At 31.6% G+C, this 15,107-nt stretch carries 10 protein-coding genes and 1 tRNA gene; 4 read left to right on the top strand and 7 right to left on the bottom strand.

Annotated elements, in window-relative coordinates; all coding sequences use genetic code 11:
- Positions 1-6: 6 nt before the first annotated feature.
- Positions 7-474: a ribosome assembly cofactor RimP gene (rimP, locus tag ABWP78_RS00970; RefSeq protein ID WP_353168008.1), complete on the bottom strand. Its 468-nt coding sequence runs from the start codon at positions 472-474 to the stop codon at positions 7-9.
- Between the two features lie 179 nt (positions 475-653).
- Between rimP and ABWP78_RS00965 the strand changes: the two genes are divergently transcribed.
- Complete coding sequence (locus tag ABWP78_RS00965; RefSeq protein ID WP_353168006.1) at positions 654-1,478, top strand: universal stress protein; 825 nt, start codon at positions 654-656, stop codon at positions 1,476-1,478.
- A gap of 57 nt (positions 1,479-1,535) precedes the next feature.
- Here ABWP78_RS00965 and ABWP78_RS00960 read toward each other — a convergent pair.
- Positions 1,536-1,606 (bottom strand) — tRNA-Gln (locus tag ABWP78_RS00960).
- A gap of 140 nt (positions 1,607-1,746) precedes the next feature.
- On the opposite strand from ABWP78_RS00960, the gene ABWP78_RS00955 reads away from it, so the two are divergent.
- Both ABWP78_RS00955 and ABWP78_RS00950 read left to right on the top strand, forming a co-directional pair.
- Positions 1,747-4,974, top strand: a complete 3,228-nt coding sequence (locus ABWP78_RS00955; protein ID WP_353168003.1) for a glycosyltransferase family 117 protein — start codon at positions 1,747-1,749, stop codon at positions 4,972-4,974.
- A 37-nt stretch (positions 4,975-5,011) separates the two neighbouring features.
- Complete coding sequence (locus ABWP78_RS00950) at positions 5,012-5,641, top strand: polysaccharide deacetylase family protein (RefSeq protein ID WP_353168001.1); 630 nt, start codon at positions 5,012-5,014, stop codon at positions 5,639-5,641.
- On the opposite strand, the gene ABWP78_RS00945 is transcribed toward ABWP78_RS00950, so the two are convergent.
- Both ABWP78_RS00945 and ABWP78_RS00940 read right to left on the bottom strand, forming a co-directional pair.
- On the bottom strand, positions 5,638-5,934 hold the full coding sequence (locus ABWP78_RS00945; protein ID WP_091312869.1) for a thioredoxin family protein: 297 nt from the start codon (positions 5,932-5,934) through the stop codon (positions 5,638-5,640). The two genes, ABWP78_RS00950 and ABWP78_RS00945, sit on opposite strands and share 4 nt — an antisense overlap.
- Before the next feature lie 74 nt (positions 5,935-6,008).
- Positions 6,009-7,238 carry a metallophosphoesterase gene (locus tag ABWP78_RS00940; RefSeq protein ID WP_353167998.1) on the bottom strand — a complete coding sequence of 410 codons (1,230 nt, stop codon included), beginning with the start codon at positions 7,236-7,238 and terminating at the stop codon, positions 6,009-6,011.
- Positions 7,239-7,363: 125 nt separating this feature from the next.
- On the opposite strand from ABWP78_RS00940, the gene polA reads away from it, so the two are divergent.
- The gene (polA, locus tag ABWP78_RS00935; protein ID WP_353167997.1) at positions 7,364-10,198 is read left to right on the top strand and encodes a DNA polymerase I; all 2,835 of its coding nucleotides are present in this window, start codon (positions 7,364-7,366) and stop codon (positions 10,196-10,198) included.
- Positions 10,199-10,282: 84 nt separating this feature from the next.
- Here the strand turns inward: polA and ABWP78_RS00930 are convergent, their stop codons facing one another.
- Genes ABWP78_RS00930 through ABWP78_RS00920 form a run of 3 tightly spaced genes read right to left on the bottom strand, consistent with a single transcriptional unit; the run spans position 10,283 to position 14,993 of the window.
- The gene (locus ABWP78_RS00930) at positions 10,283-11,590 is read right to left on the bottom strand and encodes a DUF5689 domain-containing protein (RefSeq protein ID WP_353167995.1); all 1,308 of its coding nucleotides are present in this window, start codon (positions 11,588-11,590) and stop codon (positions 10,283-10,285) included.
- A gap of 5 nt (positions 11,591-11,595) precedes the next feature.
- Positions 11,596-12,213: a choice-of-anchor J domain-containing protein gene (locus ABWP78_RS00925; protein WP_353167994.1), complete on the bottom strand. Its 618-nt coding sequence runs from the start codon at positions 12,211-12,213 to the stop codon at positions 11,596-11,598.
- 11 nt (positions 12,214-12,224) lie between these two features.
- A complete protein-coding gene (locus tag ABWP78_RS00920; protein WP_353167992.1) occupies positions 12,225-14,993 on the bottom strand; it encodes a carboxypeptidase-like regulatory domain-containing protein in 2,769 nt (922 codons plus the stop codon).
- Positions 14,994-15,107 lie beyond the last annotated feature (114 nt).

Below are 15,107 nucleotides of genomic sequence, written 5' to 3'. Positions count from 1 at the left end.
TTATTTTTAAAATGATATTATTACTACTGCTTCTTTTATGTCTGTGTAGGGAATAGTGATTGTTTTTAGAACGGTTACTTTTCCTTTCCCTATTTCTTTTGGTTCTCTTGCCCTCCAAGATAATGTAGTGGCTTCTTCATCTGCATCAGATAATGAAGCCTCAAAATCGCCTTGAGAAATGGTTTTTACTTTTACTGTTCTTCCTATATTTTTTTTATATTGTCTAACCAATTTCAATGGCGAAGACAGTCCTGCTGAGGCAACTTCAATAGAATATTCTACATCTTCTGCTTCTAATCCGCTATCTAAAAACTTATTTACATTGATACAATCTTGTAAATTCACACCAGAATCGCCATCTAAGATAACGGAAATTTTGTTTGATTCTGAAAAATCTAAATCAATCAGAAACAATTGTGTGTTCTCTTCTAACGCTTTGTCAAGCAAATTTTTTACTTTTTCTTTAAATGTCATCTTTATAAAAAGAGGCACGCAATGCGTGCCTCATTATTTGGTTGTTTACTAAATAACTTCGCAAATATACAACATTTTTTTTTAAATGTCCAAATATTTCATTTTTCCAAAAAAGTTAACCAATTCAAAAAAAAATCGTAACTTTATACTGTAATTAAATAGTAATTAAATTTAAACAAATGAAAACAATTTTAGTCCCTACCGATTTTTCAAAACATGCCGAAAATGCTTTAAAAATTGCCGCACAAATTGCCAAAAAAAATAATGGCGAAATAATTTTATTACATATGTTGGAATTATCAACTTCAGGCAATGATGCGCTTCATACCTCACATGAAATTCCTGAATTAATGTTTTTTAAAAATGCAGCTGTAGCCAAATTAGAAGAATTAGAAAACTCCGATTTTTTAAATGATATTAAAGTTTCAAGCATTGTACAGTTTAATATGGCGTTTGAAGGAATTATTGAAAATGGAAAAAAACATCATGCTGATTTAGTAGTGATGGGCTCTCACGGAGCAAGTGGTTTTCACGAAATGTTTGTGGGTTCAAATGCCGAAAAAGTGGTAAGAAATTCAGAAATTCCTGTATTAGTAATTAAAAAAGAAGAAGACAATTTTAAAGTCGAATCACTTACTTTTGCATCCGATTTTTCAAGTGAAATTAAAAAACCTTTTGAAAAAGTAGTTGATTTTGCAAAATATTTTGAAGCACACATTAACTTATTACATGTAATTACACCAAATAATTTTACTACAACTAGAATAGCAAACGAAAAAGTTAAAAACTTTATTGAAGAATTTCACTTTTCTGACTATTCTATTCACCTTTATAATGACATTAATGTAGAAAAAGGAATTTTACATTTTGCAAAAGATTCAAATTCCGATGTTATTGCCGTTTGTACACATGGAAGAAAAGGAATCTCTCACTTTTTAAACGGAAGTATTTCTGAAGACTTAGTGAACCATGCAAAAAGACCTGTTATTGCTTTTAAAATATAAGTGATTTAAATGTGATACAAATAAAAAAATCCCGCTTTTTTCAAAGCGGGATTTTTGTTGGCTCACAAGGACTCGAACCTTGAATGACTGCACCAAAAACAGTAGTGTTACCATTACACCATGAGCCAATTATTCTGTAATTGCGAGTGCAAATGTAATATATATTTTATTCTCTGCAAATAATTTTTTAAATAATTTTAAGAAAAAATTAATTGGTAATCTCTCCAATAAATAGTTTCTTTGTAATCTAAATTAATTTAGCATATATATGACTTTATTTAATTACAGCAAATGGAATACCTACTTAGGTTGGTTTGCTTTTATAATTGCATTAATTACCTATACTTTAACCGTTGAGCCTACAATGAGTTTTTGGGATTGTGGAGAATATATTGCCACCGCTGCCAAATTAGAAGTTGGTCATCCGCCGGGAGCGCCTTTATATCAAATGATTGGTGCGTTTTTTGCCATGTTTGCTTCAAATGATAGTCAAATCGCTTTGATGGTTAATATGGTGTCTGTTTTTTCAAGTGCTTTTACCATTTTATTTATGTTTTGGTCGTCATCTAAAATCATACGAAAAATTGTTGTCGCTACATCTGAATGGAACAATGAAACTTCAAAACTTACATTAGGGGCTTCACTAATTGCCGCTTTATCTTTTACATTTACAGATAGTTTTTGGTTTAATGCCGTAGAAGCGGAAGTATATTCAATGGCTTCTTTGTTTATTGCTTTGTTATTTTGGTTGGGTCTAAAATGGGAAGAAGAACTGGAAACAGAAAGAGGAAACAAATGGGTAATTTTAATTTCATTGGTTATTGGACTTTCCTTTGGAGTTCACTTTTTGGCCTTATTAGCTTTACCATCAATTGGAATGTTATATTTCTTTAAAACTCAAAAAAATATTACAGTTAAAAACTTTATTGTTGCCAATGTAGTGATATTGGCTATTTTGATGTTTATTTTTAAATTCTTACTACCTTATACATTATCGTTTTTTGCAAAAACAGAAATTTTTGCAGTAAACTCAATGGGATTGCCTTTTAATTCTGGAACTATTATTGCCTTTTTACTAATTGTAGCTGGTTTTTATTTTGGTTTGGCATATACCAAGAAAAAAGAATTAGTAAAGTTTAACACACTATTATTAAGTATACTATTTATTTTAATTGGATTTTCAACTTGGATTATGCTTCCCGTAAGAGCCAATTCTAACATTAATATAAACGAGAACAAACCTAGTGATGCTGCAGAAGTTTTAGCTTATTACAATAGAGAACAATACGGGGAAACCAAGTTGTTTTACGGACCTCAATTTTCTAATACTTATGCAGGTGCTGATGAAGAGAATCCGTATTCTGACGATAAACCAAACTACGAAAGAGACGAAAAAACGGGTAAATATATAATTACCAATAATTACATAAACGGAAAACACAATCCAAACTCTAAACACAATGCGTTTTTACCAAGACTTTGGAGTGAAGAACATGCCAAAAACTACATGACGTTTACCAAACCATTAGAGTTTAGTGTAAATCATGAAGCGTTTTATGATGAAGAAACTGGCGAAACAGATGAAGATAAATTAGGTCAATTTACCGAAATCGTTACGGATTTTAGAAGTCAATTTGCATCTAACAAACTTGGATTAGACGAATACGAGGAATTTCTAAAAAATTACGGTGATTATTTAACGATTGAAAAACCATCGTTTTCAGACAATATGAAATTTATGTTTGAATACCAATTTGGCTATATGTATTTCAGATATTTAATGTGGAATTTCGTCGGAAAACAAAATGATTTACAAGGAAATTATGAAAGTTTAGAAGGAAATTGGCTAAGCGGCATCAGCTTTATAGACAATTTACACTTAGACAATCAAAGTGAATTAACTACCGATATGAAAAACAATAAAGGAAGAAATACATATTTCTTTTTACCTTTAATATTAGCAATTATCGGAATGGTTTATCATGCGCAAAAAGAATGGAAATCATTTTATGTTTTACTACTCTTGTTTTTATTTACTGGTTTAGTTTTGAAAATTTACTTAAACGAAAGACCTTTCGAACCAAGAGAAAGAGATTATGCTTTAGTAGGTTCGTTTTATATTTTTGCAATGTGGATTGGCGTTGGAATATATGCCATTTATCGATATGTTTTAAAATATGTGTCGCCTAAAGTAGCGCTTCCAGCCGTATTGGCCAGTGCTTTATTAGCTTCACCAGTACTATTGGCAACGGAAAACTGGGATGACCATGATAGAAGTGGAAAATACACAGCTGTAGCGATGGCAAAAGCCTATTTAGATTCCTGCGAACTCAATGCCATATTATTTACAATTGGTGATAATGACACCTTTCCAATGTGGTATTTGCAAGAAATTGAAGGATACAGAACGGATGTTAGAATTGTAAATACAAGTTTGTTAGCTACTGATTGGTATATTGATGAGATGAAAGTAAAATCGAATAAATCGGATGCTTTACCTATTTCGTTTACTCATGATCAATATGTGGGCGATAAAAGAAATTACTGTTTATTTAACGAAAGAACAACTGATACCTTAGATTTAGGTTTAACTTTAGATTTCTTAAAAGACGATCGTTCTAAAAGAGAAATGAAAAATGGTCAATTTGTACATTTTTATCCGAGCGAACATTTAAAAGTTAAAATTGATAAGCAAAACATTATCAAAAATAAAGTTGTAGATAAAAAATATTACGATTCTATTGTACCACAAATTAATTTAAAATTAAAAGGCGGTGCGATTTATAAAAACAGAATTTTAATGTTAGACATATTTAATGCCAACAACTGGAAACGACCTATTTATTTCTCTCCAGGGAGTTTTGGCGCAGATGATTATATTTGGATGAAAGAATACCTGCAATTAGACGGTATGGTGTATAAATTAGTTCCTATAAGAACCATACTAAAAGAAGGAAATTCTTACGATATGGGTTATATTGATACTGAAAAAACTTATAAAATTATCAACCAATGGACTTGGGGTAACGCTGGAAACGATAAAATTTATCACGATCCAGAAACGCGCAAAAATGCCTTATCTTACAGAAATAATCTATCTCGATTGATGACTGCATTAATTGAAGAAAAAAAGTTTGTTAAAGCGGAAAAAGTAATTGAAATTGCTATGAAAAACATGCCAATTGATTACTTTGAATATTACACAACAGTAGAACCATTTGCAGAAGGGTATTATAAAATTGGTAAAAAAGAAGAAGCAAGAAAAATCTTAAATCAACTGATTAAAAAATATCAAGAAAAAATAACTTTCTTTCATTCGCAGTCAGAAAAACAGAAAGCCTTTTATCGAATGGAAATTTACAGAGAAATTGAAATTTATCGTTCGCTATTATTATTAGCTCAGGAAAATGGAGATGTAGAGTTTTATAATTCACAACGTTTAAAATTCAACAACTTCAATAATATGATGGGCGAGTATAAAAGAGAAATCGAATAAACAAATACATAAGCCATTCCTTTGAATGGCTTTTTTTATGATAAAAGTTCCTAAAATAATAAAGCTCTTATTTTTTAATCAGGTTTGGAATATTCCGAATTCTGAAAATACTATTTATTTAACTTTTGATGATGGACCAACGCCAGAAATCACTGAAAGAGTTTTAGAAATTTTAGATAAAAATCAAATCAAAGCCACCTTTTTTTGCATTGGTGACAATGTAAGGAAATATCCAGAAATCGTACAGAAAATTCTTTCTAAACAGCATTCTGTAGGAAATCACACCTATAGTCATTTAAAGGGTTGGAAAACTCCTACAAATATATACATAAGCAACACAGAAGCTTGTAGAATTAAACTGAATTCACAATTTACCATTCAAAATTCACAAATTTTCAGACCGCCTTATGGTAAAATTACACCTTGGCAATCGTATAAATTAAGAAAATTAGGTTATAAAATAATTATGTGGGATGTATTGAGTAAAGATTATAACGCAAGTATTTCAGCAGAAAAATGTTATGAAAATGTGATAGATAATGTTGTTTCAGGAAGTATAATTGTGTTTCATGATAGCTTTAAGGCAAAAAAAAATGTACTCAACAGTTTAGAAAAAACCATTGAAACACTAAAAAGTAAAGGATTTAATTTTGAAAAAATCGCCTAAGCTTGTTCTTGAATAAGAGAAATTAAAGTATTGGCATCAAATTCACCGCTTTGTCTCCAAACCATTTGACCATCTTTGTAAATCATAAAAGTTGGTAGACCTTTAATACGAAGTGCTTCCGCTAATTCTTTATTTTTATCTACATCAATTTTAATCACTTTCGCTTTGTCGCCTAAAGCGGCAGCAACGTGACGAATTGTTTCATTCATAGTAATAGATTGTTCGTGCCATTCCGTAAAAAAATCAATTAATACTGGCACTTGTGCATCTATAAGTTCTCCAAATTTCGACATAGACCGAATTGTTTATTAAACAAATGTATATATTTTTTTAATATATCAAACAAAAAACCACATTTTTTAAGCAATTACGCCTCTTTTTTGGATTTTTTTAACTCAATAACGGTAATTTCGGGCATAATTCCTACTCTACCTGGATAGGCGTGAAAGCCAAAACCACGATTTACATAAATATATCTTCCGGCATTTTCATACAATCCTGCCCATTGTTTGTATACATACTGCACAGGACTCCATTTGAACCAACCTGGAATTTCAATTCCAAATTGCAAACCGTGCGTATGACCCGATAACGTTAAATGATAATGTGTCTCGTGATTTTTTATTTCATTTTCCCAATGACTTGGATCGTGACTCATCACTATTTTAAAATCTTCTGGTTTAACATTTGATGTCGCCTTTTTTAAATCGCCTTTTTTACCAAAATGTACGCCCCAGTTTTCTACCCCAACCAACACAATTTCACTAGACCCTTTTTGTATTTTTACATTCTCGTTAAGTAACAATGTAAAATCTATTTTTTTGTGAATGTTTTTTATATCTTCAAAATTTTGAATTTCTTCTTTTTCCGAATCCCACTCGTAATATTTTCCATAATCATGATTACCTAAAATGGAAAATTTACCTAATTTGGGTTGATACAATCCTTTAAAAGTATCAATCCATGGATTCATTTCTTTGGCGTGTGTATTTACGATATCACCAGTAAACAATAATAAATCAGAATTTTGTTGATTAATTAAATCTACCGCATATTTGATTTTATCGGTATCTTCATCAAAACTACCGCTGTGAATATCTGAAATTTGAGTAATTGTCATCCCATCAAATTCTTCTGGTAAATCGTCGAAAAAGATTTGTTGTCGGAGTACTTTAAAATTATATTTTCCAATAGTCATTCCGTAAAGTAAAGAAGCAAAAGGAATAGTCGCAATTCCTAAAGCAATCTGGCTCACAAAACGCCTTCTTGGACTAAAAAATTGTTCCCTATTTTCATCAACAAAACTCATAATCGTGGCTTCTACCAAGCGTGAAACATCTTCTATAAATAAAATTAAGAAAATTAAAATTTTAGGAACATAAATAAGTAAAGCCATACCAATGACAAATAAACTTGTTTTGTTTTGTCCTTTACCTCTATCAAAATTCATAAATGAATAGACGATAAAAAGCATCAAAACGATAGAAATAACTAAATAAATTAATAAAACCCATTTGTTTTTGGTAATCGTTTTAATTGCTTGAAACGAATAAAATTCAACAATTAATAATATAAGAAGTGGTAGTAAACCTTTCATGTTTTTTTATTTTATACAAATTAACTAACAAGTTCGTAATAAACATAAATATTTATTGAAATTTAACAAAGATTTTTTATTTAAAGAATTGTATTTTTACAAACGAATAGATAAAAAAACCATTTATGTCACAAAAACGCTTATTTCTTTTAGACGCTTACGCATTAATTTTTCGAGGCTATTATGCTTTTATAAAAAACCCAAGAATCAATTCTAAAGGCATGGATACTTCGGCCATTATGGGATTTATGAATGCCTTAATGGATGTGATTAAACGTGAAAAACCAGATCATTTAGCGGTTGCTTTTGATAAAGGCGGTAGTACGTTTCGTTTGGAAATGTTTGAACAATATAAAGCCAACCGAGATGCTACGCCAGAAGCTATAAAAATTGCGGTGCCTTATATTCAAGACTTATTACGCGCTATGCATATTCCAATTATAGAAGTAGCAGGTTTTGAGGCGGATGACCTAATTGGAACGATTGCAAAACAAGCCGAAAAAGAAAATTATAAAGTCTTTATGGTGACGCCAGATAAGGATTTTGCGCAATTGGTTTCCGAAAACATTTTTATGTATCGTCCTGCCAGAATGGGGAATGATATTGAAATTTGGGGAATTCCTGAAGTACAAGCCAAATTTGAAATTGAGCATCCTTTACAAGTAATTGATTTTTTAGGAATGATGGGCGATGCTGTAGATAATATTCCAGGATTACCAGGTGTTGGAGAAAAAACAGCGAAGAAATTATTAGCCGAATTCGGTTCAATGGAAAATCTTTTAGACAATACTGACAAACTAAAAGGCGCTTTAAAAGACAAAATTGAAGCCAATAAAGCACAAGGAATCTTATCTAAAAAATTAGCTACTATTTTATTAGATTGTCCAGTAACTTTTGATGAAAAAGATTACGAATTATCTTCGCCAGATGTTGAAAAAACTGATGCGTTATTTATGGAATTAGAATTCCGACAAATGAAAGCGCAATTCGATAAATTGTACAATCCAGCAGCGAATGCTGAAGAAACAAATTCTGACATTCCCGTTTTAAAGAAAGCACCGGTTAAAAAAACTACAGATGAACAATATGATTTATTTGGTTTTTCAGATGCTGATGATACTACCGAAACTGTCAATTCGTATTATGCAACTATAGAAAATACGGAACATTTTTATCAAAACGTACAAGGCGATTTACCTACAAAAATGTTCATTCAGAATGTATTGAATCAACCTTCGGTGTGTTTTGATACGGAAACAACTGGTTTAGATGCGTTAAATTCTGAATTAGTAGGTTTGGCCTTTTCTTGGGAAAAAGGAAAAGGATTTTATGTGCCATTTCCAAAAAACAGAGATGAAGCCCAGGTTTTAATTGAAAAATTCAAGCCGTTTTTCGAAAATGAAAACATCGAAAAAGTGGGTCAAAATATTAAATACGATATAAAAATTCTTTCTCAATACGGAATTGAAGTCAAAGGAAATTTATTCGATACGATGATTGCGCATTATTTGATTAATCCAGATATGCGTCATAATATGGATGTATTGAGTGAAACGTATTTGAAATATTCACCAAAATCTATTACAGAATTAATTGGGAAGAAAGGGAAAAATCAGGGCAATATGCGCGATATTCCTTTGGATGAAATTAAAGAATACGCTGTAGAAGATGCCGATGTTACGATTCAACTTAAAAATCATTTTTTACCTATTTTAGAAAAAGTAGGTACGAAAAAATTATATGATGAAATTGAAATTCCGTTAGTTCCTGTTTTAGCCGATATGGAAAAAGAAGGTATTAATTTGGATGTCAATTTCTTGCAAAAAATGTCAGTTGAAATGACAGCTGAAAGTAAAGCTTTAGAACAAAAAATCTATGAAACTGCTGGTGAAACCTTTAATTTGGCCTCTCCAAAACAATTAGGCGATGTGTTGTTTGACAAAATGAAAATTGGCGGAGCAAAACAGAAGAAAACAAAAACGGGTCAATATGCCACTGGTGAAGAAATATTAAGTTATTTAGCCCACGACAATCCGATTGTAAAAGATATTTTAGAATGGCGTCAAATGGTAAAATTACAAAGTACTTATATTGATGCGTTGCCTAATCAAGTGGATTCAAAAACAGGACGCGTTCATACCGATTATATGCAAACCGTTGCGGCTACAGGTCGTTTGAGCTCTAATAATCCGAATTTACAGAACATTCCTATTCGTACCGAAAGAGGAAGACAAATTAGAAAAGCATTTATTGCCAGAGATGAAAATTACACCTTAGTTTCTGCCGATTATTCTCAAATTGAATTGCGAATTATAGCGGCTTTATGTGGTGAAGAAAATATGATTGCTGCGTTTAAAAACAATGAAGACATTCATAAAAGTACGGCTGCTAAAGTCTTTAATATTCCTTTAGAAGAAGTAACAAAAGAGCAAAGAAGTCACGCCAAAACCGTCAACTTCGGAATTGTGTATGGTGTTTCGGCTTTCGGATTGAGCAATCAAACCAATTTATCACGTAAAGAAAGTGCTGAATTGATTGATGCCTATTACAAAACCTATCCAAAATTAAAATCATTTATTTCAGATCAAGTAGATTTTGCGAGAGAAAATGGTTATGTAGAAACCATTTCAGGAAGAAGACGATATTTGAAAGACATTAATTCTGCAAATGCAATAGTTCGTGGAGGTGCCGAAAGAAATGCCGTAAATGCTCCTATTCAAGGTTCAGCGGCAGATATTATTAAAATCGCAATGATCAACATCCATAAAAAACTAAAATCAGAAAATTGGCAATCCAAAATGTTATTGCAAGTACATGATGAATTGGTTTTTGATGTGCATAACAGCGAATTAGAAAAAATCCAACCAATGATTAAACACGAAATGGAAAATGCCTTTAAAATGATTGTTCCGTTAGAAGTGGAAATTGGTAGTGGCAAAAACTGGTTGGAAGCACATTAATTTGTTATTAAACCTGTCAGGTTTAAACAAAAATGCCTTCTTATTTTTAAGAAGGCATTTTTTATGTGTTTTATTTTTTAAAACTTATTGACCCACAACTTTTACATTATCTACTTCCCAAGAAGCAGCTGCAGAAGTTGTAGAAGTATATTTAAATGCGATTCTAAAGTTTGAACTTCCAACAAAAGATGAAATATTTATTCCTCCCGAAGCTGTCCAAGGTGTAAAACCACCACTTGTCCAAACAGGTAAATTTGCATTAGTTATTTGAGTCCACGTAGCCGTGTTTGGCGCACCTGTTCCATTATAATTTGTAGAAACCCAAATTGTTAATGCAGGTCCCGCATAACGGGTACTGGTTTCAAATGAAACTAAAGAAGCAGAAACACCACTTAAATTGATAGCTGGTGAAATTAACCAATCTTCATTAAGTTGATTTCCTCCACTAAATCCATTCATTAATGCACAAGGAGCAGGATTACCAAAAGTAGTTGTTCCCCATATTTGAGCACCAACTACATTTTGTTTTGACCATAATCCAAAATTAGAAGTAAATGATTCTTCAAACAAAGGTACAACTCTAGATCCTGTTAATTTTACATCGTTTTCTGTACGAATCATAAATTGATAGTCATTATTATATCTTGTAAGCACACCTCTTACTTTACCATTTCCTGAAGGAATTGATTTAGACATAAAGGAAGCAAATTCACTAACTCTTACAATAATAGAACTACCAGCGGCATCTTTTAGAACGTGATTTGTAGCACCACCAATACTATTTAATGAAGCATCATAATATTTTTTTCCCAAAGATTCATCGGCAAACTGAACCGCATCAAACTCTATTAACTTGTTTAAATTAGCATTGTTTTTTGCTGCAGAAATTGTCATTTGATTTACAATTGCACTTTCATCAACTTTTGTACAGCCTCTTTTAATTATTGCTTCATATTCCACACCAGAAATTCTCCCTACTTGTGTTGCATTATATAAAGACCCGATTTCTAATGAATATGTTTGACTATTATTTGCAAAGTATCTGTCTTTCATTTTAACATATACTTTTCTACCTGGCTCATATTTAGTATATAAATTGTATGCATCAATTGGCATACTAAAACCTTTTGTCCCGTCTACAGAAACCATAGAAATAGATTTGTAGAAATTTCCACCTTCGTCGCTAGAAGTAATATAAGCTTCAATTACATCGTCTGCTATATATTTCTGAGCAGTTGCAGTTGCTACAGTTGCAACATCTTGTGGCGTTTTTGTAACTATCAAATCAGAACATTCACCTGATAAATTTGGTGCATCATAATTGTCACTATTAATACAACTAAAAAGAGTTGAAAATAGTACCGTTGCTAATAATATCTGTATTTTTTTCATAACTTTTAATTTTTAGTGATCTTAACATTATCTAATTGGCATGTTGTAGTAATTCCACCCGTTTTGCTTCCTATATATTTAAAAGCAATTCTGACATTATTACTATTATAAGCGCTAATATCAATATTTCCGCTGTTAACAATTACATCATTAACGCTAGGAGTTGCAAAAGTTAAAGGTGTCCATGTAGCGGTTGAAATACCAGCAGTACTACCATCATAATTTGTTGAAATAAAAGCGGTCATTGGAAATCCATTTGAAAATCTAGTTTTCGTAGTAAAAGAAAGAATTTCACCAGTAGTGCTAGTTAAATCGATAGCTGGAGTAATTAACCAAGCCACATCATTAGTTCCTGCCGCAGAATAAAACGAAGAAAATTCAGCATAAGTATCACCCGTGAAAACTCTTGCATGCCATAAACGAGTTGCAGTAGCATTATGATTTACCCATCCTGTTAATGTAATAGGCACTTCAACAGCGCCACTTCCTGTTGTACATGTTGAAAAACCTTCATTAAATGCATATTTAAATACTGTTGGAATATCTGTTTCAGCTACATCACAACTTATAAAAGATCCAATAGTAATAATTGCAAACGTAATTTTTAAAAATATATTTTTCATTGCCAATTTATTTAGAAGTTAACGTATAAATTTATAAAATAGGTTCTTCCGTATCCATAAAAATACTTTGGCCCGAAAGCTGGAGTACCATTGGCATTATCTGCTTGTAGGTCCGGAAAAGTTGCTTTTCTTGATTGCTCAAAACCCCCTGTTTTGTAGGTTGTATCTAACACATTATTAATTGAAGCGAAGAATCCAATAGTAGTAGTGTCAATTCTCCAAGATTTACCACCAGTAAGATTTAATAAATTAAAGTTAGCAAATTTTTCTTGGTTTAAAGCTTTTCTAACTGTTTCTTCATTAGCTCCCGTATAATTATCACCAGTAGCTTTGTCAATAGTAAAATTATCGGTTCTTGTGATATTTGAAACGTCTAAATACGAATCTGCTAAATAATTAATATTTGCACCAACCCACCAGAAATTTGGATCTCTATATTCCAATCCTAAAGAGGCTGCTGTTTGCGGCATACCTGGTAATCTGTAATTTTTTAAATACGCTTTACCAAAATCTACAACTGGTTGTGTATTGGTTAAAGTTGCTTGTGCATCGTCATTAATTTTTAAGTTTGGATTGTTACCATACAAATATTGACCATATGATGCTGCAACTGTTGCTTTAATTGTTGAAGTGAACTGATATTCTAAACCGATTTCAGCTCCAAAATTTCTCTTTTCGATTCCTGTTAAAATTTCAGAAATAAACGAATCTTGATCGTTTCCATCTACATCTTCTCCAATACCTTCAGCGTAAAAGAAAGAAATTTCCGTTGCATTTTGTACTTTAGAAGCAAATCCTGTTACACGTGCTTTAAATTTAGGCGTTCTTACTACATAAGAGGCATCTAAACTCGCAATTGTTTCGCTGTTTAACTCTGGAGTAATGTTATTATTAATACGAGCATTTGCAAAAGTGTTTCTCATATTTGGTGCTTTTGTCATATACACCCCATTGAAATCTAATAAATGTTGCCCTGTAATTTTATATGTTAACCCACCTTTGAACCCAAAATTTTCAAAATTTTGTTTTGATCCTTTTCCAAAAGACGTGTTAGCATAAATTCCGTTTCTGTATAAACCTTCTCTTTGATATTGGGTTCTAGAGAAAGATTGTGCCAAATAGAAATCTACTTTTTTATAGGTAAATTTAAATTGTGTAAACGCATCTGCAACAATAGCATTTAAATTATAATTGTATCCATATTCGTCGCCTACTTTAATTTGACGGTTCGGATTATTTAAATCAGACTGCGTTTGATCTCCTGAATAAAACGGATCTACGTCTGAAAAATATTGACCTCCTAATAAATCCAACATATTCTGGAAATTATGAGATTTTAATTTTTTAAAACTCGCGCCAGCATTTAATTTTACGTTATCTGATAAATCTGAAAATAAAATAGAATTTGCCGTAAGCTGTTTGTCATCTGTTCTATCTTCATACAAGGCGTAAAGACTCTTTCCTTGAATAACACTACTGTTTTGGTTAGCAAAATACATTGCATTCCAGTTAATTTGACTGTTGTTTAAGAAGTAATTTTGAGCTGCAGTAGCACCTGCCGTGTCACCTAAATTAGAAAAATAACTAGGTAAATTTTTGTAATATGTTGGATCAGGGCTATTTGCTGTTTGGTAATCTAATCTACTATTTCCGATAGAACCCGTTTGATAAGCAACGTTTGTATTTAATGTAGTTTTATCAGATATTTTCCAATAATGACTTAACATTAAAATTGGTTCTTCAACATCTTTGTCTCTAGAATTACGTTTTTTACCATCTTGCCATCCCCAATACGAATTGTATTTAATTCCTTTTAAATTATTTACTTCGTTGGTGTTTGGAGATGATTTTCCTCTTGTATTTTGAGCGTAAATTGTAGTGAAATTCAAACTATGTTTTTTATTGATTCTCTTTTCTACACTTGCAAAAAAGGAATTAGCTCCGTAATCTGTTCCTTCAAAATAACCTTCTTGCGCCCATCTTCTTGAACCAGAAATACTGTATGCCCAACCATTATCCATTAAACCTGAATTATGAGTAACCATAGAACGCCAAGAATAATTCGTATTAGTTCCTGCCATAGAAATTCTTGTTCCTTTTCTGTATAAAGAGGCTCTTGTATTAATTTCTTGTGTTCCTAATATCCCTCCAAAAGTATAATCTGAAGGTGCTGAACCTAATGTAAATTCTTGATTTCTTGTGGCGTCATTTAATCCACCCCAGTTACTCCATTGTGGTCTTCCGTCGTAGATTTTATTCATAGAAATACCATTTATCATAGTTACTCCATATTCATTATCTAAACCTCTCATTCTAAAACGAGCTTGACCCCAATTGAAAGCTGCGGCTTGCTGATAAGCATCTCTTGAAGATTGTAATAAACCTGCTGTACTTTCAGAACCACTGTTATCATCACCTAAGTCGTTTTCAGTAATGGTTACTAAACTTAATTGCTGCTCTGATGTAATGTCTTCGTCCAAAAACAATAAACCAACATCTAACGTTTGATTTGCCACCACTTCAATGGCAAAATTTTGGGTGTTGTAGCCATCCACGGAAATTACTAAAATTTGGTTTCCGTCTGAAATACCACTAATTTCAAATTCTCCCAAACTATTGGTAGTTACAAATTGTTCATTAGACTGAATCATTACTTTAACGCTACCCAACGGGCTTTGCGATTTGGAATCAACTACTTTTCCTTTGACAGTTGATTGGTTTTGAGCCATTATAAAAACAGCTTGAAACAAAAACAAAAGACTTAATACAAGTTTTTTCATACTTAATTTTAAATTAATAACTTATAAACAATTTAGTAATAAACTAAAAAGCTAACAAATGTAAAACAATAAATTAAATTATTTACCTTTGTTCCAAATTTTACACTTTAATTT

Source organism: Flavobacterium sp., from assembly GCF_040402955.1.
Lineage (GTDB): Bacteria > Bacteroidota > Bacteroidia > Flavobacteriales > Flavobacteriaceae > Flavobacterium.
Note: the sequence above shows the minus strand (reverse complement) of the source record. Positions and strands in the feature narration are given on the sequence as shown.

What these genes read in the sequence shown, in the direction of transcription:
- rimP (WP_353168008.1), bottom strand. Translation starts at nt 474, where the DNA reads ATGACATTTAAAGAAAAAGTAAAAAATTTGCTTGACAAAGCGTTAGAA.
- ABWP78_RS00965 (WP_353168006.1), top strand. Translation starts at nt 654, where the DNA reads ATGAAAACAATTTTAGTCCCTACCGATTTTTCAAAACATGCCGAAAAT.
- ABWP78_RS00955 (WP_353168003.1), top strand. Translation starts at nt 1,747, where the DNA reads ATGACTTTATTTAATTACAGCAAATGGAATACCTACTTAGGTTGGTTT.
- ABWP78_RS00950 (WP_353168001.1), top strand. Translation starts at nt 5,012, where the DNA reads ATGATAAAAGTTCCTAAAATAATAAAGCTCTTATTTTTTAATCAGGTT.
- ABWP78_RS00945 (WP_091312869.1), bottom strand. Translation starts at nt 5,934, where the DNA reads ATGTCGAAATTTGGAGAACTTATAGATGCACAAGTGCCAGTATTAATT.
- ABWP78_RS00940 (WP_353167998.1), bottom strand. Translation starts at nt 7,238, where the DNA reads ATGAAAGGTTTACTACCACTTCTTATATTATTAATTGTTGAATTTTAT.
- polA (WP_353167997.1), top strand. Translation starts at nt 7,364, where the DNA reads ATGTCACAAAAACGCTTATTTCTTTTAGACGCTTACGCATTAATTTTT.
- ABWP78_RS00930 (WP_353167995.1), bottom strand. Translation starts at nt 11,590, where the DNA reads ATGAAAAAAATACAGATATTATTAGCAACGGTACTATTTTCAACTCTT.
- ABWP78_RS00925 (WP_353167994.1), bottom strand. Translation starts at nt 12,213, where the DNA reads ATGAAAAATATATTTTTAAAAATTACGTTTGCAATTATTACTATTGGA.
- ABWP78_RS00920 (WP_353167992.1), bottom strand. Translation starts at nt 14,993, where the DNA reads ATGAAAAAACTTGTATTAAGTCTTTTGTTTTTGTTTCAAGCTGTTTTT.